25 protein-coding genes are annotated in these 22,800 nt (G+C 64.8%); 16 read left to right on the top strand and 9 right to left on the bottom strand.

Annotated features, from left to right (window positions below):
• Positions 1–63: 63 nt before the first annotated feature.
• From ACSAGD_RS14085 to ACSAGD_RS14065, 5 genes are all read left to right on the top strand, one after another.
• A complete protein-coding gene (locus ACSAGD_RS14085) occupies positions 64–774 on the top strand; it encodes a DeoR/GlpR family DNA-binding transcription regulator (protein WP_437583400.1) in 711 nt (236 codons plus the stop codon).
• 244 nt (positions 775–1,018) lie between these two features.
• Complete coding sequence (locus ACSAGD_RS14080; protein WP_437583399.1) at positions 1,019–2,341, top strand: ABC transporter substrate-binding protein; 1,323 nt, start codon at positions 1,019–1,021, stop codon at positions 2,339–2,341.
• Between the two features lie 2 nt (positions 2,342–2,343).
• Positions 2,344–3,279 carry a carbohydrate ABC transporter permease gene (locus ACSAGD_RS14075; protein WP_437583398.1) on the top strand — a complete coding sequence of 312 codons (936 nt, stop codon included), beginning with the start codon at positions 2,344–2,346 and terminating at the stop codon, positions 3,277–3,279.
• On the top strand, positions 3,279–4,154 hold the full coding sequence (locus ACSAGD_RS14070; RefSeq protein WP_437583397.1) for a carbohydrate ABC transporter permease: 876 nt from the start codon (positions 3,279–3,281) through the stop codon (positions 4,152–4,154). Before ACSAGD_RS14075 ends, ACSAGD_RS14070 begins: the two co-directional genes overlap by 1 nt.
• A gap of 5 nt (positions 4,155–4,159) precedes the next feature.
• Positions 4,160–5,116: a carbohydrate kinase family protein gene (locus ACSAGD_RS14065; protein WP_437583396.1), complete on the top strand. Its 957-nt coding sequence runs from the start codon at positions 4,160–4,162 to the stop codon at positions 5,114–5,116.
• Here ACSAGD_RS14065 and ACSAGD_RS14060 read toward each other — a convergent pair.
• Entirely contained in the window at positions 5,113–5,661 is a 549-nt protein-coding gene (locus ACSAGD_RS14060; protein WP_437583395.1) for a CGNR zinc finger domain-containing protein, read from the bottom strand. The genes ACSAGD_RS14065 and ACSAGD_RS14060 overlap by 4 nt on opposite strands.
• Positions 5,662–5,705: 44 nt before the next feature.
• Between ACSAGD_RS14060 and ACSAGD_RS14055 the strand changes: the two genes are divergently transcribed.
• A complete protein-coding gene (locus ACSAGD_RS14055; protein WP_437583394.1) occupies positions 5,706–6,566 on the top strand; it encodes an alpha/beta fold hydrolase in 861 nt (286 codons plus the stop codon).
• 31 nt (positions 6,567–6,597) lie between these two features.
• Here the strand turns inward: ACSAGD_RS14055 and ACSAGD_RS14050 are convergent, their stop codons facing one another.
• Positions 6,598–7,449: an SDR family oxidoreductase gene (locus ACSAGD_RS14050; RefSeq protein ID WP_437583393.1), complete on the bottom strand. Its 852-nt coding sequence runs from the start codon at positions 7,447–7,449 to the stop codon at positions 6,598–6,600.
• 130 nt (positions 7,450–7,579) lie between these two features.
• The gene (mgtE, locus tag ACSAGD_RS14045) at positions 7,580–8,938 is read right to left on the bottom strand and encodes a magnesium transporter (RefSeq protein ID WP_437583392.1); all 1,359 of its coding nucleotides are present in this window, start codon (positions 8,936–8,938) and stop codon (positions 7,580–7,582) included.
• A gap of 419 nt (positions 8,939–9,357) precedes the next feature.
• On the opposite strand from mgtE, the gene ACSAGD_RS14040 reads away from it, so the two are divergent.
• The 3 genes from ACSAGD_RS14040 (at position 9,358) to ACSAGD_RS14030 (ending at position 11,486) form a co-directional block, all read left to right on the top strand.
• On the top strand, positions 9,358–10,386 hold the full coding sequence (locus tag ACSAGD_RS14040) for a hypothetical protein (RefSeq protein WP_437583390.1): 1,029 nt from the start codon (positions 9,358–9,360) through the stop codon (positions 10,384–10,386).
• Between the two features lie 258 nt (positions 10,387–10,644).
• On the top strand, positions 10,645–11,004 hold the full coding sequence (locus ACSAGD_RS14035; RefSeq protein WP_437583389.1) for an ArsR/SmtB family transcription factor: 360 nt from the start codon (positions 10,645–10,647) through the stop codon (positions 11,002–11,004).
• Positions 11,001–11,486: an SRPBCC family protein gene (locus ACSAGD_RS14030; RefSeq protein WP_437583388.1), complete on the top strand. Its 486-nt coding sequence runs from the start codon at positions 11,001–11,003 to the stop codon at positions 11,484–11,486. Before ACSAGD_RS14035 ends, ACSAGD_RS14030 begins: the two co-directional genes overlap by 4 nt.
• Before the next feature lie 100 nt (positions 11,487–11,586).
• Here ACSAGD_RS14030 and ACSAGD_RS14025 read toward each other — a convergent pair whose 3' ends face one another.
• Positions 11,587–12,348, bottom strand: a complete 762-nt coding sequence (locus ACSAGD_RS14025; protein ID WP_437583387.1) for an EI24 domain-containing protein — start codon at positions 12,346–12,348, stop codon at positions 11,587–11,589.
• A 139-nt stretch (positions 12,349–12,487) separates the two neighbouring features.
• On the opposite strand from ACSAGD_RS14025, the gene ACSAGD_RS14020 reads away from it, so the two are divergent.
• A complete protein-coding gene (locus ACSAGD_RS14020; protein ID WP_437583385.1) occupies positions 12,488–12,757 on the top strand; it encodes a hypothetical protein in 270 nt (89 codons plus the stop codon).
• On the opposite strand, the gene ACSAGD_RS14015 is transcribed toward ACSAGD_RS14020, so the two are convergent.
• Positions 12,754–13,206 (bottom strand): acyl-CoA thioesterase, encoded by a 453-nt coding sequence (locus ACSAGD_RS14015; RefSeq protein WP_437583384.1) that lies wholly within the window; start codon positions 13,204–13,206, stop codon positions 12,754–12,756. The genes ACSAGD_RS14020 and ACSAGD_RS14015 overlap by 4 nt on opposite strands.
• Positions 13,207–13,375: 169 nt before the next feature.
• Between ACSAGD_RS14015 and ACSAGD_RS14010 the strand changes: the two genes are divergently transcribed.
• The gene (locus ACSAGD_RS14010) at positions 13,376–13,789 is read left to right on the top strand and encodes a (deoxy)nucleoside triphosphate pyrophosphohydrolase (protein ID WP_437583383.1); all 414 of its coding nucleotides are present in this window, start codon (positions 13,376–13,378) and stop codon (positions 13,787–13,789) included.
• A gap of 39 nt (positions 13,790–13,828) precedes the next feature.
• Here the strand turns inward: ACSAGD_RS14010 and ACSAGD_RS14005 are convergent, their stop codons facing one another.
• A complete protein-coding gene (locus ACSAGD_RS14005; RefSeq protein ID WP_437583382.1) occupies positions 13,829–14,536 on the bottom strand; it encodes a helix-turn-helix transcriptional regulator in 708 nt (235 codons plus the stop codon).
• A 189-nt stretch (positions 14,537–14,725) separates the two neighbouring features.
• Here ACSAGD_RS14005 and ACSAGD_RS14000 point away from each other — a divergent pair, with 189 nt between their 5' ends.
• The 4 genes from ACSAGD_RS14000 to ACSAGD_RS13985 all read left to right on the top strand — a co-directional run bounded on the left by ACSAGD_RS14000 (position 14,726) and on the right by ACSAGD_RS13985 (position 18,973).
• Positions 14,726–16,060 carry an MFS transporter gene (locus ACSAGD_RS14000; protein ID WP_437583381.1) on the top strand — a complete coding sequence of 445 codons (1,335 nt, stop codon included), beginning with the start codon at positions 14,726–14,728 and terminating at the stop codon, positions 16,058–16,060.
• 56 nt (positions 16,061–16,116) lie between these two features.
• A complete protein-coding gene (locus ACSAGD_RS13995) occupies positions 16,117–16,503 on the top strand; it encodes a RidA family protein (protein ID WP_437583380.1) in 387 nt (128 codons plus the stop codon).
• Positions 16,504–16,622: 119 nt separating this feature from the next.
• Positions 16,623–17,276 carry a TetR/AcrR family transcriptional regulator gene (locus ACSAGD_RS13990; protein ID WP_437583379.1) on the top strand — a complete coding sequence of 218 codons (654 nt, stop codon included), beginning with the start codon at positions 16,623–16,625 and terminating at the stop codon, positions 17,274–17,276.
• A complete protein-coding gene (locus ACSAGD_RS13985; protein ID WP_437583378.1) occupies positions 17,273–18,973 on the top strand; it encodes an MDR family MFS transporter in 1,701 nt (566 codons plus the stop codon). The genes ACSAGD_RS13990 and ACSAGD_RS13985 overlap by 4 nt, the downstream gene beginning before the upstream one ends.
• 251 nt (positions 18,974–19,224) lie before the next feature.
• On the opposite strand, the gene ACSAGD_RS13980 is transcribed toward ACSAGD_RS13985, so the two are convergent.
• Positions 19,225–20,073: an NmrA/HSCARG family protein gene (locus ACSAGD_RS13980; RefSeq protein ID WP_437583376.1), complete on the bottom strand. Its 849-nt coding sequence runs from the start codon at positions 20,071–20,073 to the stop codon at positions 19,225–19,227.
• 80 nt (positions 20,074–20,153) lie between these two features.
• Between ACSAGD_RS13980 and ACSAGD_RS13975 the strand changes: the two genes are divergently transcribed.
• Entirely contained in the window at positions 20,154–20,627 is a 474-nt protein-coding gene (locus tag ACSAGD_RS13975; protein WP_437583375.1) for a MarR family winged helix-turn-helix transcriptional regulator, read from the top strand.
• A 361-nt stretch (positions 20,628–20,988) separates the two neighbouring features.
• On the opposite strand, the gene ACSAGD_RS13970 is transcribed toward ACSAGD_RS13975, so the two are convergent.
• Both ACSAGD_RS13970 and ACSAGD_RS13965 read right to left on the bottom strand, forming a co-directional pair.
• Positions 20,989–21,825, bottom strand: a complete 837-nt coding sequence (locus ACSAGD_RS13970) for a ribokinase (RefSeq protein ID WP_437583374.1) — start codon at positions 21,823–21,825, stop codon at positions 20,989–20,991.
• Between the two features lie 22 nt (positions 21,826–21,847).
• Positions 21,848–22,633, bottom strand: a complete 786-nt coding sequence (locus tag ACSAGD_RS13965; RefSeq protein ID WP_437583373.1) for a GntR family transcriptional regulator — start codon at positions 22,631–22,633, stop codon at positions 21,848–21,850.
• Positions 22,634–22,800 lie beyond the last annotated feature (167 nt).

Below are 22,800 nucleotides of genomic sequence, written 5' to 3'. Positions count from 1 at the left end.
GCGTCGGCGAAGCGTTCTGCTCGGCTCTCCGCCATTCTCACGGCGCTCGCCGAGCATGGATCAGTGACACTTTCCCACCTGACTCGTGATCTCGAATCATCGCCGGCCACGATCCGGCGTGATCTCGCGTTGCTCGAATCGCAGGGATTCCTCACTCGGACGCACGGGGGTGCACAGGCCACCGAGCTGAAAGCGGAGCTGCCTGTGCGATACCGCGACTCCACAGAGCGGGACGCCAAAGTGGCGATCGCACGAAAGGCCGCCGAGCTGATTCCGCACGGACGTCAGGCCATCGCGATCGGGGGTGGAAGCACAGCGGCAGAGGTTGCACGCAATCTGACGTCGCGCACTGATCTGACGATCGTGACGAATTCACTGACAACGGCTTATGAACTCGCATCGCGCAGCAAAGTCAAAGTAGTCATGACCGGAGGAGTCCTGCGTCCTGCGTCATTTGAGCTCGTGGGGTCGCTCGCAGAGGGCGCTCTCAACGCGATCAACGTCGCCATGACGGTCATCGGCGCGGATGGCGTCACCGCGGTGAACGGGCTGACGACGTATGACGACATTGAAGCGCGCACGAACCGCTCAATGGTGACGCATGCCGGACGTGTCGTGGTCGTTGCAGACAGCACGAAGCTGGGGGAGGTGCGGCTCGCTCGTGTCGCTGACCTCACGGAGGTCACCGACCTCGTCACCGATGACGGGGCAGAGCGCTCTGAGATCAGCGCCATAGAGCGCGCAGGCGTGCGTGTGCATCTTGTGCGCGTGTAGCGTCTTCTCGCTCATTCTGCGTCACTGAGCGTCGCAACCGAGCGTGGCGGCGATCCTGCTATGTCTCTGTTCCGTCCTGCCCTACTTTGAAAACGAGCAGTGTTAGTGAGTGATTAGATCACTTTGTTGAGCGAATGATTGCTCAAAGCGATACGTCATGGGACTGTCAGGGTCACGGGAAGCATTTGCCTGATGAATCTCCCGCTTCCCGCTCCCTTCAAAGGAGAAGTCGAAAGGGTCCACAATGACGTATCAGCCCCGGCGCCGACGTCGTGCCATCGTCGGTACAACTATCGCCGCCCTCAGCGCACTCGCGCTCTCCGGTTGCGGTGCCCAGCAAGGTGCCACAACGCTTGACAAGGATGCCGACGTGACGATCACGATGTGGTCGGGACAGACAGATGAAGCACAAGATCTCATCGAGAAGTTGGCGGGCGAGTTCGAGAAGGAGCATCCGAATGTCACCATCGACGTCTCGGCCGGCGCTTCATCGACCGAGCAGCTTCTGCAGAAGCTGTCAGCCGGCTTCGCGGGAAACAGCTACCCGGACATCTCCTACTCCTTTGGTGCCTGGGCAAGCCAACTCGAAGCATCGGGCCGCACTCTCGATATCACTGACAAGGTGAGTGACCCCGAGGTGAAGTGGGATGAGTTCTCCGAAGCGGCGCGCAAGACTGTTCAGCCCACGGGTGAGAAGACGATCGGATTCCCGGCCATCGTCGACAACCTCTCTCTCATTTACAACAAGACCCTCTTCGACAAGGCCGGGGTTGATTATCCCGACGAGACGTGGAGTTGGGATGACTTCCGAAGTGCCGCCAAGAAGCTGACCGATCCGGCGAACAATATCTACGGCTATGCCTACTCAGTCTCGGGTTCCGAGGAGACGACATGGCAGTTCTGGCCTCACCTCTGGCAGAACGGTGGTGACATTCTCAGCGAGGACCAGCAGTCGGCAGCCTTCGCCTCCGACGCAGGCGTCACCGCGCTCACCTTCCTGCAGGACATGGCGGTCACGGACAAGAGTGTCTATCTTGATCAGACCGACACCAAGTTCGGGCAGCTGTTCGCGAGCGACCGCATTGGCATGATCACGTCGGGGCCGTGGCAGCTCTACGACCTCGTGAAAGCGGGAACCGACTACGGTGTGACGATCCTTCCCGGAACTGACAGCGATCATCAAACTGTTTCCGGCCCTGATATCTGGGCGCTCTTCGATCACAAGGATGCCAACCGCGAGTATTGGTCGTATGAGTTCGTGAAGTGGCTCACGGATGCCGAACAGGACGTCCGCTGGAACGTCGCGATCGGCAACCTGCCGCTGCGGTCGAGCGAAGTCTCGTCTGACGCGTTCAAGGAGCAGGCAGCCCAATACCCAGGCCTGGACATCATGGCGGCGAACAATGAGAACGCTGAGCAGGCTCGTCCGACGGTTCCTGGCTACGTGAACCTCTCAGAGGCGATCGGCAGTGCGATCTCGCAAGTGCTCCAAGGTCAGAAGGATCCTGCTGAAGCGTTGAAGACTGCGGCGGACAAGGCCGATGAGAAGCTCGGGGACTCCAAGTAACGATGAGTCAGACTCGGATGCTGGTGGCGCCCCGTGCTTCGGAGCATGGGAGCACGGGGCGCGGCAAAGGAACGAGGCGGTTCTTCGAGGGATGGACGTTCGTCGGACCGGCCTCTCTTATCGTCGTCGGCCTCTCGATCTTCCCCGCCGTCTGGGCGTTCATCCTGTCTTTGCAGGAGTGGGATGGATTCAGCGAGCCAACGTTCATCGGCGGTGACAACTACGCGCGTCTCGTTGCAGATCCTGAGTTTCTCGACTCGATCATGCACACGCTCTTCTACACGATTCTCTTCGTGCCGTCCTCGGTGCTCGCCGGGCTGTTCCTTGCTGTCGCACTCAACAGACGAATCCGCTTCATCGGCATTTACCGCACGGCGATCTTCGTGCCCTTCGTCGCCTCGGCTGCTGCCACGGGAATATTGACGACGTACCTCTTCAGCCCGCAGTTCGGCGTCGTAAACAACGTTCTGCGCACGATTGGCCTGCCCGCTCAGGAATGGCTCGAGGATCCTTCGCAGGCGATGATCGTGATCGCGATCATGTCGCTCTGGGGCCAGGCGGCATTCACCACTGTGATCTATCTCGCGGCACTTCAGGACATCCCGGCCGACCTCATAGAGGCTGCCAGAATCGACGGGGCCAATAGGTGGCAGACCTTCTGGCGGGTCGTCTGGCCTCAGCTTGCGCCGGTGACGGTCTTCGTCACCATCTGGCAGATGATCGAAGCGATCAAGCTGTTCGATTTGGTCTTCACAACGACCAAGGGCGGACCGCTGGACGCAACGAAGACCATCGTCTACTTCGTCTGGGAGCGTGCTTTCAAAGGCTTGGAGTTCGGGTACGGATCAGCGGCTGCCTATGTGCTGTTCGCGCTGACACTTCTCATCACTCTTGCGGTCGTCGTGTACTCGCGGCGCGGAGACAAGGAGGCCTTCTGATGGTTGCCACACGTGAAGCCGTGGGGATCTCTCCACACGTGACGGTGCAAACTCGACGACGCCCCCGTCGACTGAGCGGCTGGCATTTCGTGCTTGCGCCGCTCGCCATCATCTTCGTCATCCCCTTCGTGCAGATGCTCCTCGCCGCCTTGTCGCCGGCAGCCGAACTGGTGCAGTTTCCGCCGCCGTTCGTGCCATCGACACTGACTCTCGAGAACTTCGGCAAACTGTTCGCGACGACGAACGTGCTGCAATGGCTCCTGAACTCGGTCATCGTGTCGGCATCCGCGATCGCTGCTCACATCGTGCTGTGCTCGTTGGCCGGCTACGGGTTCGCCCGGCTGAAGTTCCGAGGTCGGAACATGGGCTTTCTGCTGATCATCGCGACCATCATGCTGCCGACTCAGCTGCTTATGATTCCGACGTACATCCTGTTCTCTAAGATCGGGCTGATCAACACGATCGGCGCTGCTATCGTCCCTTGGCTGGCCTCGGCGTTCGGAATCTTCCTCATGCGCCAGTTCTTCATCGGACTTCCCGTGGAATTGGAAGAAGCGGGAATGCTCGATGGCTGTTCGCGCTGGGGAATCTTCTTCCGCATCGTGCTGCCGCTCGCCAAACCAGCGCTCGCCACACTGGCGATCTTCACTCTGCTCAGCTCGTGGAATGACCTGATTTGGCCCTTGATCGCCATCAATGATCCCAGCGCGTTCACCATTCAGCTCGGAATCGCGAACTTCCAGGGAGCGCGCCAGACTGAATGGGGGCTGCTCATGGCGGGGAACGTCGTGGCGGTGTTCCCGCTGGTGTTGTTCTTCCTCTTCGCCCAGAAACAGTTCATCCAGACAATGACCTTCTCAGGACTGAAAGGATAACGCCGGTGCACACACTGGTCGTTGGAGACACCAACCCGGATTTCATTCTGCGCGGAGACGTCAAGCCGCGCTTCGGACAAGCCGAGCAGTTGCTCACGTCGGCCGAGCTCGTGCTGGGCGGAAGTGCGTCCATCGTCGCAGCTGGCCTTGTGAAGCTCGGTGTCGATACGGGCCTGCTCGCCACACTGGGTAGCGACTACTTCGGCACGCTCACGGAAGAGTACTTAGCCGAGTGCGGCATCGACACATCAGAACTCCTGCGAGCCGACGGCGGCGCGACGGGAATCTCAGTGATACTTTCGCAACCTGATGACCGGTCGATCTTCACCTTCCCCGGTGTCATTCCCACCCTGTCGATCGAGGCAGTGCGAACGAGTGTTCAGCGGGTCGCGCCCAAGCATGTTCACTTCTCGTCGTATTTTCTCGTTCCGGAGCTCGCGGCTGGCCTGCCTGCGCTTCTCGACGAGCTCCGTGGGCAGGGAATCACAACGAGCGTCGACACGAATTGGGATCCGAGTGAGCAATGGACCGGTCTCGACGATGTGCTGCCGCGCATCACTCACTTCATGCCCAACCGGCAGGAGCTGCGAGCTGTTGGTGCAGGGTATGCCGATGATCCCGCTGGATCCGACGAAGACATCGCCTGCGCGCTAGCCAAGCTCGGTCCTGTCGTCGTCGTCAAACGGGGGTCTGATGGTGGACTGGTTGCCACTCCTGACGGGGATGTGAGAACTGTCGACGTTCCGGAGGTCTCCGTCGTCGATACAACCGGTGCAGGCGACAGCTTCAACGCCGCATATATCGCCGCGATGGCGCACGGCATCCATGATGAAGAGGAGCGGCTCAGATGGGCTACGCTCGCCGGTTCTCACTCGGTGACTCGATCCGGTGGCACCGGTGCGCAAATCTACCTTGGAGAGTTGCGCGCGAACCTCGATTCAGTCGGGGCGGAACGAGCCTAAGACGAGGCGGGTGACGTGCTGCGCTGGCGCTTCGCGTGAGCGCGCACCTTCATGCGGTTGCCGCACGTCGCCATCGAGCACCACTTCGCTGTACCTGGGCGGCTGTGGTCGATGAGGAAGAGGTTGCACTCGGTGTTCGCGCACGGGCGCAGTCGGCCCGGCAGGTCACGCTGCACCTGAGACCAGGCGCGCGCCGCGCGAATCGCGAGACGTTCGTCGGCCGGAGCATCGAGCTGCCAGTCGATGCCCTCCGCGGTGGCGTGCGGTCGGAGTGACGCACGCGCGAGCAGCGGCTGCAGCTCGTCAGAGGCATCCTGCCCGCGAATCACGCGCTGCAGAGCGTCACGCATTCGTTTGGCGCTCTCGACCTCGGTCGTGGTTCCGGTGCCGCCGAAGCGCGAGAGCAGCGCGTGGCCGGACGCGCCGTCGAGCTCATCGGTCGGCTGTCCGTCGTGCACCGGAGCGCTGTTGAGCAGCGCAACGAGAAGTTCTTCGTCGTCAACCACGGCATCCTCTTTCGTCTTGCCATAAGCAGCTGAGTCCATGCTAGCATCCCACTAACCAGTAAAACAATTGAAAGAGGTTAGTCATGGTCATGGTCCACCACCGCACCGTCCAGGTCGACGGGCTCGACGTCTTCTATCGCGAAGCCGGTCCCTCCGATGCGCCCGTGCTGCTGCTTCTGCACGGCTACCCGACCAGCTCGCACATGTTCCGACACCTCATTCCGCTTCTCGCGACCGAATATCGCGTCATCGCGCCGGACCACATCGGCTTCGGCCGGTCGTCAGCTCCATCGGTCGACGACTTCGATTACACGTTCGACCGGCTCGCCGAGGTGACCGAGCAGTTCGTCGACGCCCTCGAGCTCACGACGTACACCGTCTTCACCCACGACTACGGTGCGCCGATCGCCTGGCGACTCGCGCTTTCGCGCCCGCACGCCGTGAACGGTGTGATCTCGCAGAACGGCAACGCCTATGAAGAAGGCTTCGTCCCCGAATTCTGGGAGCCGATCTGGGCGTATGCGGCCGATGCGTCGCCCGAGAACGAGGCGAAGCTGCGACCGGCACTCGGCCGCGAGGCCGTCGAATGGCAGTACACGCACGGCGTCCCCGACGTCACCACGATCGACCCGGATGCCTGGGAACACGACCTCGCCCTGCTCGCACGACCCGGCAACGACCGCGCGCAGCTGGCGCTGTTCGGCGACTACGTCACGAACCGCGCCCTGTATCCGCGGTTCCACGAGTGGCTGCGCGAGACGCAGGTGCCTGTGCTCGCGATCTGGGGCGCGAACGACGAGATCTTCGGGCCCGACGGTGCCAGGGCATTCGCGAAGGACGTGCCGCACACCCGCGTCGAGCTGTTCGACGGAGGGCACTTCATTCTCGAGTCCCATCTCGACGAGGCCGCCCAGATCATCCTGGAATGGCGGCGCACCTTCTGACCAGTGTGGAGTGAGGGATGCCGCCGGCTCGTCAGCCGCGAGCGGCGGCGACCTGCGCCCCGACCGTCTCCGCGAGCGTCGCGGGCGGCCGACCGGTGATCCGCCCGATATCGTCACTCACGGCCGCCAGCTCGCCGCGGGCGATCGCGGTGTACGTGCTGATCCAGGCATCCATCTGCCACTCGGGCGGGTTCCACGCCTGACGTGACGCACGCGCCTCGTCGATCGACTCGTCGTGGTAGCGGACAGGTCGCCCCGTGGCATCCGCGATGACCGCCGCAACCTGCTCGAGACTGAGCGCCTCCGGCCCCGTCATGTTGTACGTCTTGTACGCGTGGTCCTCCGGGTGCTGCAGAATCTCCGCGGCCGTCCGCGCGATGTCCGCGCGGGCCACGAACGACGCGCTGCCGTCGCCGCCCGGTCCGCGCAACACATCGTCGTCGCCGACGAAGCTCGGCAGGATGTCCTGATAGAAGTTGTCGCGCAGAAACGTGTGCCGCAGCCCCGCCTGATCGATGATCTCCTCGGTCGCGGCGTGATCGCGGGCGAACGTGAACGTCGCGTCGGGCGAGGCCTCGAAGAACGACGTATAAACGATGTGCTTCACCCCCGCCGCGACGGCCGCCGTGATGAATGTGCGGTGCTCGTTGAGGCGGTTCATGCTCTCGGTGGTCGACACCATGAAGAGCGTGTCGATGCCGCGGAGCGCGCTCGCCGCGGCATCCGCATTGCCGTAATCGACCTCGAACGCCTCTGCGCCCTCGAGCGCGAGCGCCCGGTTCGCCTTGCGTACCAGCAGGCGCTGCGCGGCTCCGGCATCGGCGAGCGTGCGGGCGACCAGGCCGCCCAGTGCTCCGGTGGATCCTGTCACGGCGATAGTCATGTGAGCCCCCTCCGGCGATCGTGTCGCGTCTGGTCGCCACGATACGCTCCGCGCACGGGCCATGCATTGCGCGATCTTTCAGGCGCAGGATGCCGCGGCTCGACGCACTCGCCGCGCCGAGCCGCGACACTCACAGCTGCAGAATCGCCATCGCGATCACGAAGTAGATGATCAGCCCGGTCGCGTCCACGAACGTGGAGATGAACGGGTTCGAGAACACGGCCGGGTCCACCTTGATCGCGTGAGCGGCGAGGGGCATGACCCCGCCGATCGTCGCGGCCACGGTGCACACGGCCACGAGCGTCAACCCGATCGTGAGACCGATCTGCGTGTCATAGACGAGGCTCGCGATGCCGAAGCCGAGGGTTCCGAGCAGCAACCCGAGCGAGAAGCCCACGCGCATCTCGCGACCCAGCACACGCAGAATGTCACGCGCGCTCACGTCGCCGAGCGCGAGTGCCCGCGTCACGGTCGTCGCCGCCTGGTTGCCCGTGTTTCCACCGGTTCCGATGAGCAGAGGCACGAACAGCGCGAGCACGGTCACCGCGTTGAGCGTGTCTTCGAAGACCGACAGCACCTGAACGGTGAGCGTCGCACCGACCGCGAGCACCAGCAGCCACAGCACACGCGACTTCACAAGCGAGCGGATCGGCGTCGCCAGGTACGGCCGACGCAGCGGCTCCACACCACCCTGACGAGCGGAGTCCTCGGTCTCCTCCTCCTCAAGAATGCGGACCGCGTCATCGATCGTGAGGATGCCCACGAGACGGGACTCACTGTCGACGATGGGCAGCGCCAGAACGCCGAGATCGGCGCAGGCTCGCGCGGCATCCTCTTCGTCTGACGTCGCCATGATCGTGTGCGGTCGCGACATGATCTCGCGAATGAGCATCTCGCCGTCTGCCCTCAGCAGGTCGCGCAGGCTCACGATGCCGACGACGCTGCGACCGTGGTCGAGCACCGGGATCGTGTAGACCGTCTCGGCGTGGTCGAGTCGAGCCTGCACGCGGGAGAGCGTCTGCGTCACCGTGAGGCCGGGGTGGGTCGTGACGTACTCCGGGCTCATGCGGCGGCCGATGCTGCCCTGGGGGTAGCCCAGAACCGCGGCCGTCAGCTGACGCTGAACGGCGGGCAGCCCGCGCAGCAGCTGAGGTGCCAGCGCGGCGGGCAGCTCATCGAGCAGGCGCACCCGGTCATCCGGAGTGAGCCGCTCGAACAGCGAGGCGACCTCGGAGTCCTGCAGGCCTGAAACGATGTCGCTCTGCAGAGCGGGAGGCAGCGCCTCGAACACGTCGAGCGCCTGCTGCTTCGACAGCAACCGGAACACGACGGCGCTCTGGCGCTTGCTCAGACGCTCGCAGATGTCGACGAGCTCGTTGGTGCCGCGGTCGGCGATCATCGCCGCGACGCCCGTCAGGTCGCGGGAGTTGACCTGCTGCGAGATCGTGTCGATCGCGCCGGTCATGTCGTTGTTGAAGTCGACGGTCATGTCGGACTCCTCTTCATCTCTGGCGTGCGCGGCGGCTGCCCTGTGAAGATGCCGCTGGCACACGCGACCTCAGCTCGATGCGCTGTGCGTCGCATCGGAGTTGTGGTCAGGTCAGGTACTGGGACAACCGGGGACCGCCCGTTCCCGTCGCCGTGACGTCAGAGTGAATGAATCGCGGTCACAGGCGAAACGGGTGCGGTGCCCGGTCTGTGACTAGAACTGCCACCGTCCATCGGGTCGCTCACCTCGCTTTCGCCTCGAGTGCGTCGGCATCATGCCGACGCGCGCAATTTGGTGGGCCGAAAGGCCGTGATGAGCGTATCAGACGATTCATAGGGTGTCCTGGCAGTTGCCCAGCGTGGAATGCGCGACCTGTTCGGATACCCTGAGCGAGTACGGAGCGACTCGAACGGTGGATCGTGAGCGATGCGGGTGCGGTGAAGCGACGCGGATCCATGGGCACATGGATGCTGCGGCTCGCGCTGCTCGTCGTCGCGGTGTGGGTGATCCTGGCGATGGCGCGCGCGTATCGTGCGCTCGACGTCGAGGCCATCCGCGCGGCCTTCGCGAACCTTCTCTGGTGGCAGACCATCGTGCTGCTGATCGTGCTGCTCGTCAGGCAGGTGCTCAACGCCGCACCCCTGTCGATCTACATTCCGGGCGTCAGCCTCTGGCGGGCGACCGTCAACGATCTCGCCGCGAGCACAGCCTCCGCATTCGCGCCGCCGCCGAGCGACATGGCGCTTCGTGTCGCACTCTTCACATCATGGGGTTACGGCGTCGACGTGTCGATGGCGGGCACGACGATGAACGCGATGAACCTGTTCATCGTCCGCTTCGGCACGCCCCTGGTGGGTTTCGTTCTGCTGCCTTTCACAGGGCTCGCGCCCGGACTGCGCCTGCTCGATCTTGGAAGTCTGCTGGTCTGCGCGGCTCTCGTTGCGGGTGTGCTGCTGGTGGTGCGGAGCGGAACGCGCGCCGCCGTGCTGGGCAGGCGCCTCGGTCGTGTGGCGCGCAGGTTCCGCGCGAGCATCACCCCGGATGCCTGGGCCGACGGCTTTCAGCATTTTCAGCAGCACATCGCCTCGGGGTTCTCGTGGAAGTTTCCCCGTGCCATCGTCTGCACGTTGGCGATGGTCGCTGTGGATCTCGTGCTTCTCGTCCTGGCGCTTCGCTTCGTCGGGGTGGCCTCGACCGAGGCATCCCTGCTGATCGTCGCGGCCGCATTTGTCTTCGCGTATCCGCTGACGCTCTTTCCGATGCAGGGCATCGGCATCATGGACACTGCGATTCTGGCGACCCTCGTCGGTGTCGCCGGGCCGGAGGTGGCCTCGCCGGCCGTCGCGGGGCTGATCATCTGGCGGGTCTACACCGTCGGCGGCCCGCTGCTGCTCGGCGTGGTCGCGATTGCGTTTCGCAGGCGCGTGGCGCCGTCAGCGCGCACCTAGCTGTGTGCCCGCGCGCCCCGAGTCGTGTGCCACTTTGTGCGTCCTCCCGGGGGTGGGCGGGCAGATAAAGCGGCACACGGTTACCGAGAGTGAGGCGCACGGTTGCCGGGGAACGATGGGCGTGGAGAGGCGGGCGGCGGTGTCGGTGGGGGCGTGCCACTTTGTGCGTCCTCCTGAGGGAGCATAAGCAGACAAAGCGGCACACGATTGTGGAGCGGGGGTTGCGCTCGCGGCATCCTCGACATATCGTACAACCAAATGGTTGTACGAGACATAGGTGATGACGAGATCGACCAGATCTTCCACGCGATGGCAGACGCCACGCGGCGGGACATCGTCGCGCGTGTGATGGCGCAGGCGCTGTCGGTGTCGACGCTCGCGAGTGGCTATGCGATGAGCTTCGCCGCAGTTCAGAAGCACGTCGCCGTCCTCGAGCGCGCGGGCCTCGTCGTCAAGCAGCGGCGAGGGCGAGAGCAGCTCGTCCACGGCGACCCCGAGACGATCCGGCGTGCCGCGAAACTCCTCGAGCGGTACGAGGAGATTTGGCGCGGCCGCATCGCTCGCATGCACGATCTCGTCGACTCAGACAGCACCACCGAAGCAGGGAGAGACTCATGACAGTGACACGCAGCGAAGCGGATGCTCAGGAGCTCACGCTCACGATTGAGACCGAGTTCGCCGCTTCCGCCCAGCGCATCTGGCAGCTGTGGGCGGACCCGCGGCAGATCGAGCAGTGGTGGGGTCCGCCCGGGTACCCGGCCACGTTCCATCGGCACGAGTTCGAGGTGGGCGGGCAGAGCCGGTATTTCATGACCGGCCCGAGCGGCAATCGGTCGCACGGCTGGTTTCGGTATACGGCGGTCGTTGAACCGTTGAATCTGGAGTTCGACGACGGCTTTGCCGACGACGATGGCGAACCGCTCGATTTCGAGGATGCCGCGCACGTCACGGTCACCATCGAGCCGACGGACACGGGCACGCGCATGTCCACGGTGACGCGATTCCGCGACACCGAGCAGATGGAAGCCATGCTCGAAATGGGGATGCAGGAGGGCATGGCGCAGGCGATGGGGCAGATCGACGCACTGCTTGTCGCCTGAGACTGAGTCGCCGTCGTGTGCCGCTTTGTCTGCTCTCCAGGGTGTGGGTTGGCAGACAAAGTGGCACACCATTGTGAAGTGCCAACGGTCGCGGACAGAATCAGGCGGCAGGGGCGGATGCCTCGGAGGACTGAGCGTCCGCCATGAGGCCGCGCGCGAGCAGCGTCGCCCCGGCGACGGCCGACGGCATCGTCAGCACCGGGCCGAGCGGAATCAGAAAGAACAGCTGCGTCAGCACGCCGAAGCCGATGAGGCGCCAGCGGTGAGTGCGCATCAGATCACGGCGCGCCGGCAGTGGAACGCCGTGCGCCTCGAACACCCGACCGGCGAGCTCGCGCGCAAGAAGGCGCCCGGTCAAGACGAAGCCGAGCACCGCCGCACACGCCGAGCCCACGACGGGAATGAGACCGAGCAGAAACATGACGAGCGAGGTCAGGATGCCCAGGCCGACGAGCTGCAGCCCATCGACGATGCTCCGCCAGAAGCCACCCGCGGACTCCGGCGCCTCACCGCCGAGGTCGGCCTCGACTCCGAGCGAGATCTTCTCGTAGAACGGATCCCCGATGGTGAGCGTCAGCGCCGTGAACGTCACGACTGCCAGCACCGCGGCCGCCCCGAACGCGACGATGCCGATCGCGACGCGCACAACGTCACGCCACCCGGCCGCCCACGAGTCGGCGAACGGCGTCGCCCAGTCCACGAGCATCGGCAGGTTCACCCCGAAGGTGATCAGGGCCGCGACGAGGAGCACGAACGAGATGGCCGCCGGCACGAGGCCGAGCGCCATCAGGCGCGTGTGTGAACGCCAGAAACGGATGCCTTTCAGGTACAGCCCCGCTCCGGTTGCGAAGTCTCGCAGCATCCCACCAGCATAGGCGTCGCCGCACAGCTCCAAGCCGGGAGACGTCGCTGATGGTGACGCTCCCGGCTTGGTGGTGGCGCTTACGTGGGTGGAACACCGACTCGCCTCAGAGGTAGGGACGGGTGATCAGCTCAAGGTAATGACCCGACGGGTCGAGCAGGTACAACCCGCGACCGCCATGGTCATGGTTGATCTCACCTGGCCGCGTCTGCTGAGGGTCGGCCCAGTGGTCGCGTCCCTGCGTGGTCAGCATGGTGTGTGCCCGGTCGAAGTGGTCGTCGTCGAGCAGATACGCGTAGTGCTGAGGCGGGAACTCAATCGGCGGAGCGGCGAATTGAAGCAGAAGGCCATCGGCGATCTGAAAACAAGGCGGGGCCAGGCCGCGAAGGCGGCGAACAAGGATGCCTAAGGAAGGTTGATGATTCCGGTGATCGGGTGTTCCGTCGGCATCCTGTCTCGGTCATAGGTGATGTCGGAGTAACCGTGCGGTGTCGGTTTGCCCTCGTCGTCGACGTTCACGAACACGATCTTCTCGATAGTGAGAATCGTGCGGCGCGTGATCATGTTGCGCACCACTGCACGCATCGTGAGGGAAGTGCGACCGAAGTGGGTGGCGACGAGGCCCATCTCGACGAGATCACCTTGCTGTGCTGAGGCCTCGAAGTTGATCTCGGAGATGAACTTCGTGACGACGTGGTAGTTGCCCAGCTGGATGATCGCGTAGATCGCGGCCTCTTCGTCGATCCAGCGCAGCAGACTGCCGCCGAAGAGCGAGCCGTTCGGGTTGAGGTCTTCGGGCTTGATCCATTTGCGGGTGTGGAAGTTGATGTCGGGGCTGTTCTGCTTCTTCTTCAACACGTGATCTCCCATCGGCGCCTGTGACCATTATCGAGCACTGAGCGGGTGGGGTGCGCAGCGTTGCACGAGTGTGCAGCGCTGCTGGCGGGGGGAGCGGGGCGAGGAGGATCAGGCGCGGCGGCGAGGGGGGCATCCGCGGCGGCGAGAGAGGCGCCGTTAGGCTGGGCGCGTGGAGCAGAACGTGCGCATCGCGGTGGTCGGCGCCATCATCGTGCGCGACGGTCTCGTGCTCGCCGCACGACGTGGACGTGAGAAGGCGCAGGCGGGACTGTGGGAGTTTCCGGGCGGCAAGGTCGAACAGGGCGAGAGCCCGGATGCCGCGTTGGCACGGGAGATCCGCGAGGAGCTGCGCTGCCGCATCGTTGTCGGGGAGCACGTCGAAACCACAGAGCACTCGTACGGCGGCACCATCGTGGTGCTCAGTACGTTCCTCTGCGAGCTCGCAGACGGTGAGCCGCAGGCGACGGAGCATGCGGAACTGCGCTGGGTCGCGGCATCCCACCTTCGTGCTCTCGACTGGGCGCCCGCCGACGTGCCTGCCGTGCAGAGACTGCTTGCTTTGGGAATCGTTGCGACAGCATAAGACGCAGATGCGATCGCGGGCGTCGGCTACCGGTGTCGACTACCCCGCGTCGCGCGCCTCGTCGAGGTAGGAGTACGCGGTCACTCGCGAGATGTTGAGGCGCGATGCGACGTGCTCCATGCCCTTGCGCATCTGCAGCACACCCTGCTGATCGAGAGTGCGGACGACCGCGACGCGATCGTCACGAGACATTTGGGAGACCGGTTTGCCGATCGCCTGGATCGCATCGGTGACCATTGCATCCATCACCGACACGAGGTCTTTGCCGAAGTACTCGCTCGGTGCGTCCGGTGCCTCCGCTGCCGAGAGGGGGAGGAGCCGGTCGAGGAGGGTGCGTGCCTGTTGCAGAGCGCTCACGTCGACGTTGATGCAGAGCGCGGCGATGATCGTTCCCGTGCTGTTGCGCAGGTACACGGAGGAGCAGCGGAGTTGACGGCCGTCGCTCGTGAAGCCACGGTAGCCGAACGCGTCGTGGTCCGCGGTCTGGTTGTGGATGACCTCGGCGCCGAGGCTCGAGGATGGGCCGCCGACCTTGCGGCCAGTCACGTGTCCGTTCTCGATGGCGATGATCGTGTGGTCGAGGTCGGGCTCGTCTGCGGAGAGATCGTGCAGAACGACCTCGCAGCCGGGGCCGCCAGCTGCTGCCATCGCGCGCATCGCCGGGCGGTAGACGGCGACGACTTCGTCGATCGACTCGAACGTTGGGGTATGCGCGTCCGCGATTGCGGGAGCTGGCTCAGGCAGCATCCGTTCTCCTTTGTATCTAACAAAATGTCCAACCTGTAGACATACTGTCTAGATCGGTGCTAACTTAACGTTTTGTCTACGGATAACTGTACGCCAGAGGCGACTCGAGACCTACAAGTTAAGCGTCAAATCAAAGATTCGGTCATGGCGGACCGACGTGAAACTTATACAAAGAGTAAGGAGGCTCTTATGGCCAACTCTGCTGCTCCGGCTCGAGGGCTGCGGGCGATTCCGCGCAAGGACCGCCGGACTGTCGCCGGCGGCGCCATCGGCACGATGATGGAGTACTACGACTACTACCTGTACGGTCTCGCTGCCGCGGCCGTCTTCCCCGCCGTGTTCTTCCCGGGCGATGACCCGGTCACAGGAACACTCGCTTCGTTCGCGAGCTTCGCGGTCGGATTCCTGTTCCGCCCGGTCGGTGGAATTCTGTTCGGCTACGTCGGAGATCGCTTCGGCCGCAAGAAGTCCCTGATGATCACCGTCATCGGCATGGGAATCTGCACGGCACTCATGGGTCTCATCCCCTCGACAGAGTCCATCGGGCTGCTCGCACCGATTCTTCTCGTGGTTCTCCGTTCGCTCCAAGGACTGTTCGTGGGCGGCGAGATGGGACCCGCCGCGACGATCGTCGTCGAGTACGCGCCGACCGGGCGTCGTGGTCTCTTCGGTGCCCTGCTGATCTCGGGTGCGGGAATCGCGAACGTCTTCTCCGCCGGTCTGATGGCCGCGCTCGGATCAGGTTCGGACTCCTTCTTCATGACGTGGGGCTGGCGCATCCCGTTCCTGTTCGCCGCGGTGCTCGCGATCGTCGCCGTGATCCTGCGAAGCAAGCTGCAGGAGTCGGAGGAGTTCCAGACGTACACGAAGACCGTCGAGCTGGGGCAGGCGAAGCGCAAGAACCCGCTGATCGAGGCGCTGCGTCACCCCAAGAACCTGATTCTCGGCATCTTCGTCGGTCTGCCCCAGAGCATCGCCGGCTACGTGGTGCTGACCTTCGGACTGAGCTACATCGTGTCGCACGGCGTCGATGCGCAGGTCGGGTTCATCGGCACGATGATCGTGGGATTCCTGCAGATCGTCATGGCACCGTTCTGGGGCCACATCTCTGACAAGGTCGGGCGCCGCCGGTTCTACATCCTCGCTTGCATCGGCTTCGCCGTGCTGCTCTACCCCGCATTCATGCTGTTCAATGGCGGCACCGCCGTGCTGATCTGGCTCGGCATGATCGTCGGGTTCGTCATCCCCGGTGTGGCCATGCAGGGAACCTTGCAGACGCTGCTCACCGAGATGTTCGATGTCGAAGCGCGCACGACCGGTGTGAACGTGGGCTACCAGTTCTCGAACACGCTCGGTGGCGGCTTCGCGCCGCTCATCTGTGCGGCTCTCGTCGCCTGGGCGGGGCACATCTGGCCCGTTATCGTGTATGCGGCGCTGATCGCGCTCGCCGGTGTGATCGCGACGGCATACGCGTCGATTCGTCCCGACACGGAGGATGCCGGACGCCTGCACGCGCTGGACTGAGCGCGAGCGGCATCCGATCACACTGACCACCCGAAATCGATATTGAGGAGTAATCCATGACCAAGAAGGCCTTCCGCACCACGAACGCTCCGCAGCCGGCAGGTCCCTACAGTCAGGCGGTTGAGGCAAACGGGTTCGTGTACACGGCCGGTTTCGGACCTCAGGATGCCGCGAACGGCAACGCTGTCGCAGACAACGTCGGCGACCAGACCCGCCAGGTGCTGCGGAATGTCCAGGCCGCGCTCGCCGAGCGTGGGCTGACGCTGGACGACTGCGTCAAGACGACCGTTCACCTCGCGGACCTCGCCGACTTCGCCGAGTTCAACGAGGCCTACAAGGAGTTCTTCTCGGAGCCGTACCCGGTGCGCACCACCGTCGGGTCGCAGCTCGCGAACATTCTCGTGGAGATCGACGCGGTCGCCGCTGTCCCCGCGGACAAGTAGCACCAGAAGTACCACGGGTCGGGCCGCTGTGCACATGCACGGCGGCCCGACCCTTTGTGCTTTGTGAGAGGGGAAGCCTTACAGTGCACTCAAAGCTTTAAAGTGCAAAAATGCACTGTATGGATGAAAGTGCAATGGGACTGCGTGAGCGTCGTCGCCGCGAATCGGCGGAGCGGCTCATCGATCTCGCCCGGGAGTGGACCGCGCGTGATGGGTTCACGGGCTACACGATCGAGGAGCTGTGTGAGGCAGCCGGTGTCTCCCGGCGCACCTTCTTCAACTACTTCGCGTCGAAGGAGGACGCCGTGCTCGGCATCCTCGTCCCTCGCGGCGAAGACGAGCTCCAGCAGACCTTTCTCGACAAGGGGCAGGATGCCGGCAGCTCGACGAGCCTCCTCGATGACTTCGTGGAGCTGCACCTCGCCCGGTGGGAGCTCGTCGCTCCGACGGCATCCCAAGCTCATGCCCTGCATGCGGCGTTCGACCGCGAGCCGCGCCTCCACGCGCGGATGATCGAGCAGATCCACGCGCACGAGCAGCGTGACATCGCTCTCATCGAGAAGCGCGAGAACTTCGAGCCGGGAGACATCCGCGCCTCGACGCTCGTGCACCTCGTCGGCGCGTTCAGCCGTGCTGCCGCGGAGGAGTACTTCCGCGGGCACAGCGACGCTCCGCCGAGCATCCACGAGTTCTCCCACATCTTCGCGCGCCGCATCCATGCCGCCCGCGACCTCCTGAACAACCACACCCGAATCACAGAACGGCCCTCATGACAACAACGGAATCCGCGCCCTTCCTGCTGACAAAGCGGCGCATCTGGATCATCTTCAGCGCGCTGATCGCGGGGATGCTTCTGGCGAGCCTCGACCAGACGATCGTCTCGACCGCCATGCCGACGATCGTCGGTGAGCTGGGCGGCGTCGAGAACCAGGTCTGGATCGTCACGGCGTACCTGCTCGCGACGACGATCGTGATGCCGATCTACGGCAAATTCGGTGACGTGCTCGGCAGGCGCAACCTCTTCCTGATCGCGATCGCGCTGTTCACGCTGGCCTCGGTCGGCTGTGCGTTCGCGGGTGACTTCTGGTCGTTTGTGGTGTTCCGCGCGCTTCAGGGCCTCGGCGGCGGTGGCCTCATGATTCTGTCGCAGGCGATCATCGCTGACATCGTGCCGGCGAGCGAGCGCGGCAAGTATATGGGTCCTCTCGGCGCGATCTTCGGTCTGTCGGCGGTCGCCGGCCCGCTGCTCGGCGGGTACTTTGTCGACCACCTCACCTGGCAGTGGGGCTTCTACATCAACATCCCGATCGGCATCGCCGCGTTCGTGATCGCCCTGTTCACGCTCACGCTGCCCACCAAGAAGGCGACGAAGCGCATCGATCTGCTCGGCGTTCTGTTCCTCTCGATCACGACCACGTGCCTCATCTTCTTCACCGACTTCGGCGGCAATGACGACTTCGGTTGGGGCTCGGGGGCCACCTGGGCGTGGGGCGCAGGGATGCTTCTCGCCGGAGCCGCTTTCATCATCACCGAGGCGCGTGCCGAAGACCCGATCATCCCGCTCAGCCTGTTCCGCAACCCGATCTTCATCAATGCTTCCGCGATCGGAATGGTGCTCGGCATCGGGATGTTCGCCGCGATCGGCTTCCTCCCGACGTTCCTGCAGATGGCGTCGGGCACGTCGGCCGCGGTCTCCGGGCTGCTGCTCATTCCGATGATGGTCGGCATGATGGGGACCTCGATCTGGTCGGGCCTCGCCATCACCAAGACGGGGAAGTACAAGATTTACCCGATCGTCGGAACCGTCGTGATGGCGGCCGCGATGCTGGCGTTCACGACGCTTGCGGCATCCACCCCGATCTGGCTCATCTGTGTCTTCCTGTTCGTCTTCGGCGTCGGCCTCGGGTTGATCATGCAGGTGGTCGTGCTGGTCGTGCAGAACGCAGTGCCGGCTGCGCAGATCGGAACTGCGACGAGCACGAACAACTACTTCCGCGAGGTTGGAGCGTCGCTCGGAACCGCGGTGTTCGGCACCATCTTCACGACGCGACTGGCTGACAACCTGATGACGGTGTTCACGGATGCCGGTGCAAACGCGTCGGACGCTGCGGCGTCCACCGCGACGATCGACCCGCAGACGCTGAGCACGCTGCCTGAGGCGGTGCGCGACGGCATCGTCGGTGCGTACGCGGATGCTCTCGCGCCGGTGTTCTGGTACATCTTGCCGTTCATCGGGGTGGCGCTCCTGCTCTCGCTCCTGCTGAAGCAGATTCCGCTCTCCGACAAGGCGGGCCTCGTGGAGCGCGGCGAGGCGATCGGCGGCGAAGAGGCGGAGCGCCTCGAGGCGGAGCAGCGCGCGGCGGCTAAGCGCGGCGAGACGGTAGGCGGCGAGGAGGCGGAGCGCGGCGACGCGGTGGGTTCTGCGGCGGCATCCTCGTCTGGTGAGGTGTCGCGGCCGGCCGCGCAGTAGCAACCTCGGCCCGGAGGCGCAGTAGCGACCTGGGCCCGACGCGCACTAGCAGCAGCCCTGGGACGGCCGCGCAGTAGTAACTCTCGCGAAGGTGCCCTCTGCGGACGAAAGTGCGTGCCGCGGCACGCACTTTCGTCCGCAGACAGCACACTCATGCAGGAAACAGCGCGCCTCGAAGTGGTGCACCGATGTGGGAGCAGGGTTCGGGGCCGGCCGCAGGCGCTGCGAGCCGTTGTGGCAGGGCGCTCAGCTCACCATCGCTGCTCGCGCGCCCACGACTCGATGCTGTGCCACGCGACCTCGGGGTACGCGGCATGCAGCGCGTCGATGTCGATCGAGTACCCGCGCTCGCGGAAGAACCGCATCATCGCCGCGAGGTCGTGATTGCTGCTCGCCTCGATGGCGTCGAGCGGAATCTCGCGGTACTCGACCCGATGCCCGAGCACCTCACTCAAGGCCTCGGCGGTCTCGGCGCCGGTCACCTCCGCCGACGCCAGCTCGATGCGCTGGCCGTCGAAGCGCTGCGGGTCATCGAACACGAGCGCGGTGAACTCCGCGAGGTCGGCGAGAGCCACCTGCTGCACGGCGGTGTCCGCGGGCACGCCGAACGCGTACGTCCCCTCCCGCAGTGCCTCGAGATTGCGCGCCGCGTTGTCCATGAACATCGCGGGCGCGACCACGGTGTGCGGCACGGTCAGCGTCTGGAGGTGCCGCTCGACCTGCGCTTTGCTCTCGAAGTGAGGCACGCGCGTGTCATCGAGGGCGCTCGCCACACTTGCGTAGACGATGAAGGGCACCCCGACAGCGACGGCCGCGTCGAGGAGCGCGATCGTCTGGCGCTCTTCTGCCGCGGCATCCGCTTCGTATGGTGTGCCCATCGCATAGACGCCATCGACACCGGATGCTGCTCGCCGCAGACTCTCCCCGTCGTCGAAGTCGGCGCCGACGACCTGCATGCCCAGCTCGCGCAGGGCGTGCGCCTTCGGGCTCTCAGTGCTGCGGGTCATCGCCCGCACGGAGTGACCGTGTGCGGAGAGCGCACGGGCGACCGCGCCTCCCTGGTTGCCGGTGGCGCCGGTCACGAGAATCGTCGAAGTCATTGTGTTTCTCCTCCTTAGTTTGCTTAGTCAATAGTTGCTAACGCAAATAGTGTGGCGGCAATTCCCGATACGCTGAAAGAGTGAGAGACGGCGAACGCGACGCAGTATGGGTCGACCTCCAAAAGGCCGCCGCCTTCCTCGACGCCGAGCTGAGCGCGCGGCTGCAAGAGCAGGCCGAGATGTCGTCGGTGGAGTTCCAGCTGCTCTGGTATCTGTCGAACGCGGTCGATCGACGGCTCACAATGTCAGAGGCATCCGCACGCCTGACGCTGAGCCCGAGCGGGCTGACCCGTCTCGCCGATCGGCTCGAGCGACGGGGCTGGGTGGAGCGCGAACCCGACCCATCGAATCGTCGCGTGTGGTTGTTGAGTCTGACGGATGCTGGCGCGAAAGCCGCGCGCCAGGGGTACCTCACCGCGAGTCGCACGCGCCGAGAGCTGCTGGATGCGCGACTGAGCGATGACGACGTGCGTCAGCTCGGTGCCATCGCGGGCAAAGTGCTCGGCCGAATCGACGTCACCGACGTCACCGAGGCCACCGACCCCGGCCGCTGACGCCACCGCGGTGTCGCGCCGCCCGGGCAACCGCACTGCCGCGCCGCCCAACCAGCCGTGGGCCACCGCGCTGTCTAGCTACCTGCGTGCCACTGCGCTGCCCGGCCAATCGTGTGGCACCGCACTGCCCGGCCAACCGTGTGCCACTTTGTCGCATCACGCCACGTGTTTTTGCAGGACAAAGTGGCACGCGGTTGTGAGACGGGGCGAGAGGAGGCGGGGTGGTGCGAGGGACGAGAGGAGACGGGGCGAGGTCGGGTGACGTGAGGTGGGGCGAGGCGGGGCGGAGCGAGGTCGGGCGAGGCGGTGTGAGGCGAGGTGCGCGAGACGAGGTCGGGCGAGGCGGGGCGCGGACGGCGCCTTACGAGACGTAGTGCTCGAGCGGACGCAGCTCGGGCTGCGCCGCCGGGTCTCGCACGACCGCGGCGCCCACAGCGTTCGCCGCACGCAGCGCCTCCTCGTGCGACAGGCCACCGCGCAGCGCGATGACGAGGGCCGCGCAGAAGGCATCCCCGGCGCCGACCGTGTTGACGGGCGTCGTCCTGACGGCATCCGCGAACGCCACCTGCTCGCCGCGCACGAGCATCGCCGAGCCCTTCGAGCCGTACGTGACGGCGACGAGCGCCGCGTCCGCCAGCTCGGGGATGAGCTCGTACTCGGTCTCGTTCACGATGATGAGGTCTGCGCGCTCGATGAGCTCTGTGGGCAGCGGCATCGCCGGCGCCGCGTTCAGCGCGAAGTAGCCGCGGCAGCGGCGAGCGGCCTGGGCGACAGTGTCGAGCGAGATCTCGAGCTGCGCGAGCACCGTGTCGTGCTCGTCGAACTCCACGCCGCTGATGCTGACGTGTGCGTTGGCACCCTCACACACGGCGATCTGGTTTTCGCCCGCGGCATCCACCATGATGAGCGCCGTGCCCGTCTCGCTGTCGACCGTCGCCACGTGCGCCAGGTCGACGCCCGCCGAACGAAGCGCTTGGCGCATCGTCTCGCCCTCGGCATCCGCTCCGACTGCGCCGACCATGCGCGTTGCGGCCCCAAGCCGTGCGCCGGCCGCGGCCTGGTTCGCGCCCTTGCCGCCGGGGCTGCGCGTGAGGCGTCCGCCGCCGACTGTCTCGCCCGCGCCGGGAAGACGCTCGGTGGTCGCGGTGATGTCGGCGTTGATGCTGCCGACCACGGTGAGGGGAATGTCGAATGCCATGGGTCTCCTTCGGAATGGCGCGCTACGAAGAGGGCGTCTGCACGACGGTCAGGTGCCCGACACGCGACGAGACGATGCACTTCGCGAGGTACACGGGCGTGCCCTCATGCTCGACCACCTGAGTGAGAATGATGACGGGGTCGGATGCCGCGAGCCCGAGCTGCTTGCCGCGTGACGCGCCGACGATGCTCGGTGCGATCTGGCAGGTGCTCGCGGTGAAGATCGGTCCGCAGAGCTCGAGGAGTCCGGCGTAGAGCGTCGCATCACGCTCAGCGGCCCGCTGAAAGCTCGCCGCGACGGCCGGACTGATATCGCTGAGATACTTGCCGGCCGGCAGGTGCTCCTGAACGATCGCGATCGGCTCCCCGCCGCGCTTGAGCACGCTCTCGCGGAACCAGGTGTTGGCCTCGAGATCGAGGTTCAGGTTGCTCGCCACGAACTCGGTGTTCGGCTGCATCACGAAGTGGATGGGTTCGACGGTGACGGGCTGATCTGCGCCAGCGAGGGCATTCTCGAACGGGCGCAGGTCTTCGAGGCCGACTTTGGGGGAGGATGCCGTGACGAAACGGCCGACGCCGCGGCGGGTCGTGATGAGTCCGTCCTCCTCCAGGAGCATGAGTGCCTCGCGGATGACGGTGCGGCTGACGCCCAGCGCCGACCCGAGCTCGGTCTCGCGAGGGAGCGCTGAGCCGAGCGGAAAGACACCGTCGCGGATGCCCTGTGTGATGCGAGCGTATGCGGCAACGCGCAGCGGCTGACCGACCGTGGTGGTGAGGGGGAGCGCGAGGAACTCGTCCATCTCCGTCATTGGGCTCCTTGAACTCGGCTCGGGCTCGGGCCTCTATTCAATCACGAGAAAACGTTGTAGTGTGCATGTCGTACCCGAGAGGTATAACATCATACTCACTACAGATTCGACGACGTTCCCGCCCGATTGACGACGAGTCTGGTGCCCCCTTACATGGACAAAGGAGT

It is taken from the genome of Paramicrobacterium salitolerans, from assembly GCF_051513965.1.
In the GTDB taxonomy this organism is placed as follows: Bacteria; Actinomycetota; Actinomycetes; order Actinomycetales; family Microbacteriaceae; genus Paramicrobacterium.
Note: the sequence above shows the minus strand (reverse complement) of the source record. Positions and strands in the feature narration are given on the sequence as shown.

Excerpts from the sequence above, each read along its gene's own strand:
- ACSAGD_RS14080 (WP_437583399.1), top strand. The coding sequence starts at position 1,019 with ATGACGTATCAGCCCCGGCGCCGACGTCGTGCCATCGTCGGTACAACT.
- ACSAGD_RS14075 (WP_437583398.1), top strand. The coding sequence starts at position 2,344 with ATGAGTCAGACTCGGATGCTGGTGGCGCCCCGTGCTTCGGAGCATGGG.
- ACSAGD_RS14070 (WP_437583397.1), top strand. The coding sequence starts at position 3,279 with ATGGTTGCCACACGTGAAGCCGTGGGGATCTCTCCACACGTGACGGTG.
- ACSAGD_RS14060 (WP_437583395.1), bottom strand. The coding sequence starts at position 5,661 with ATGGACTCAGCTGCTTATGGCAAGACGAAAGAGGATGCCGTGGTTGAC.
- ACSAGD_RS14055 (WP_437583394.1), top strand. The coding sequence starts at position 5,706 with ATGGTCATGGTCCACCACCGCACCGTCCAGGTCGACGGGCTCGACGTC.
- ACSAGD_RS14050 (WP_437583393.1), bottom strand. The coding sequence starts at position 7,449 with ATGACTATCGCCGTGACAGGATCCACCGGAGCACTGGGCGGCCTGGTC.
- mgtE (WP_437583392.1), bottom strand. The coding sequence starts at position 8,938 with ATGACCGTCGACTTCAACAACGACATGACCGGCGCGATCGACACGATC.
- ACSAGD_RS14035 (WP_437583389.1), top strand. The coding sequence starts at position 10,645 with ATGGTTGTACGAGACATAGGTGATGACGAGATCGACCAGATCTTCCAC.
- ACSAGD_RS14030 (WP_437583388.1), top strand. The coding sequence starts at position 11,001 with ATGACAGTGACACGCAGCGAAGCGGATGCTCAGGAGCTCACGCTCACG.
- ACSAGD_RS14025 (WP_437583387.1), bottom strand. The coding sequence starts at position 12,348 with ATGCTGCGAGACTTCGCAACCGGAGCGGGGCTGTACCTGAAAGGCATC.
- ACSAGD_RS14020 (WP_437583385.1), top strand. The coding sequence starts at position 12,488 with ATGACCCGACGGGTCGAGCAGGTACAACCCGCGACCGCCATGGTCATG.
- ACSAGD_RS14005 (WP_437583382.1), bottom strand. The coding sequence starts at position 14,536 with ATGCTGCCTGAGCCAGCTCCCGCAATCGCGGACGCGCATACCCCAACG.
- ACSAGD_RS14000 (WP_437583381.1), top strand. The coding sequence starts at position 14,726 with ATGGCCAACTCTGCTGCTCCGGCTCGAGGGCTGCGGGCGATTCCGCGC.
- ACSAGD_RS13995 (WP_437583380.1), top strand. The coding sequence starts at position 16,117 with ATGACCAAGAAGGCCTTCCGCACCACGAACGCTCCGCAGCCGGCAGGT.
- ACSAGD_RS13990 (WP_437583379.1), top strand. The coding sequence starts at position 16,623 with ATGGATGAAAGTGCAATGGGACTGCGTGAGCGTCGTCGCCGCGAATCG.
- ACSAGD_RS13985 (WP_437583378.1), top strand. The coding sequence starts at position 17,273 with ATGACAACAACGGAATCCGCGCCCTTCCTGCTGACAAAGCGGCGCATC.
- ACSAGD_RS13980 (WP_437583376.1), bottom strand. The coding sequence starts at position 20,073 with ATGACTTCGACGATTCTCGTGACCGGCGCCACCGGCAACCAGGGAGGC.
- ACSAGD_RS13970 (WP_437583374.1), bottom strand. The coding sequence starts at position 21,825 with ATGGCATTCGACATTCCCCTCACCGTGGTCGGCAGCATCAACGCCGAC.
- ACSAGD_RS13965 (WP_437583373.1), bottom strand. The coding sequence starts at position 22,633 with ATGACGGAGATGGACGAGTTCCTCGCGCTCCCCCTCACCACCACGGTC.